Raw genomic sequence first — 641 nt, forward strand, 5'->3', positions numbered from 1 at the left:
AACTGCTCGCCGACGCCGACTTGCTCATAACCTCCAACCGCCCGTCGGTGCTCACCAGACTTCATATCTCCTGGGAAACTCTGCACCCGAGGTTCACGAAGCTCTGCCAGGTGGCCATCTTTGGCTACCCGGAGCCTCGCGGCGACGTGGCCGGTCACGATCTGACCTATCAGGCGGCGCTTGGACTCTTGTACCCGCCGAACCTGCCCCGCACGCTTCTGGCCGATATAACTGGCGCGGAGCGGGCGGTTTCGAACGCCCTTGGGCTTTTGTACGAGCGCGAACGCTTTGGGCGAAGCGGTTTTGCGAAGGTGGTGCTGTCGGAAGCTGCCTCAGAGGCGGCCGCCCCCTTGAGGTACGGGCTTACCCGTCCTGGTGGACTGTTCGGCGGCGGATCGCCGGAATACAACATCTACCCGGCGAGGGATGGCTTCGTCGCCGTTGCTGCCCTGGAGCCACGCTTCCGCGAGCGGCTGTTCGCATATCTCGGTGGGGTGAATACGGCCGGAGAACTCAGCGCAGCCTTCGCGTCCAGGAATGCTGACGAATGGGAACAAGTCGGCGAAGAGCTCGATATCCCCATCGTTAAGGTCATTTCCGCAGAGGGGGAGTCGTAAGTATCCGGCCGTAGGCGTCGGCGG

At 62.9% G+C, this 641-nt stretch carries 1 protein-coding gene; it reads left to right on the top strand.

The window, feature by feature from the left end; translation table 11 throughout:
* Positions 1 to 617 (top strand): CoA transferase (locus GTA51_RS20390; RefSeq protein ID WP_160964308.1); only part of this gene is annotated, 617 nt, incomplete at its 5' end.
* Positions 618 to 641 lie beyond the last annotated feature (24 nt).

Origin of the sequence: Solidesulfovibrio aerotolerans, from assembly GCF_009856865.1 — a bacterium.
In the GTDB taxonomy this organism is placed as follows: domain Bacteria; phylum Desulfobacterota; class Desulfovibrionia; order Desulfovibrionales; family Desulfovibrionaceae; genus Solidesulfovibrio; species Solidesulfovibrio aerotolerans.